Genomic DNA, 701 nt, shown 5'->3' with positions numbered 1-701 from the left:
CCGGAGACCGTTTGGTTTAAGTTATGCGGCCAATGCTGGTGCGTCCAGCATGGCGTAGTATCGTTCCTCGGCCTCTGCAGGCGGAATGTTTCCAATGGGCTCCAGTAGACGCCGGTTGTTGAACCAATCGACCCATTCCAGCGTGGCGAACTCCACAGCTTCGAAGTTGCGCCATGGTCCTCGGCGATGGATGACCTCAGCCTTGTAAAGGCCGTTGATCGTTTCGGCGAGAGCGTTGTCGTAGCTATCGCCGACGCTTCCGACGGAAGGTTCGATACCTGCCTCTGCCAATCGTTCGGAATACTTGATCGACACGTATTGCACGCCCCTGTCGGAGTGGTGGATGAGCCCGCCGCGATGGACGGGCCGCCGATCATGAAGTGCCTGGTCGAGAGCATCGAGGACGAAACCCGCTTGCGCCGTCCGGCTTGCCCGCCAGCCTACGATACGCCGGGCGAAGGCATCGATCACGAAGGCCACGTAGACGAAGCCCTGCCAGGTCGCGACATAGGTGAAATCGGAGAGCCACAGCATGTTCGGTGCGGGAGCACGGAACTGCCGGTTCACGCGGTCGAGCGGGCATGGAACGGCCTTGTCCGGCACGGTGGTTTTGACGGGCTTGCCGCGAATGATGCCTTGAAGACCCATCATTCTCATGAGCCGAGCGACGGTGCAGCGGGCGATGTCGTGACCCTCTCGCT

The 701-nt window shown here is 60.8% G+C and carries 1 protein-coding gene; it reads right to left on the bottom strand.

The annotated features are described in order from the left end of the window. Nucleotides 1-21 precede the first annotated feature (21 nt). The coding region (locus tag ACQZ48_RS23415; RefSeq protein WP_448729563.1) for an IS3 family transposase at nt 22-701 on the bottom strand (680 nt) is incomplete at its 5' end.

The organism is Agrobacterium sp. 22-209-1, from assembly GCF_053522485.1.
This window is presented reverse-complemented; position numbering and strand designations above follow the sequence as displayed.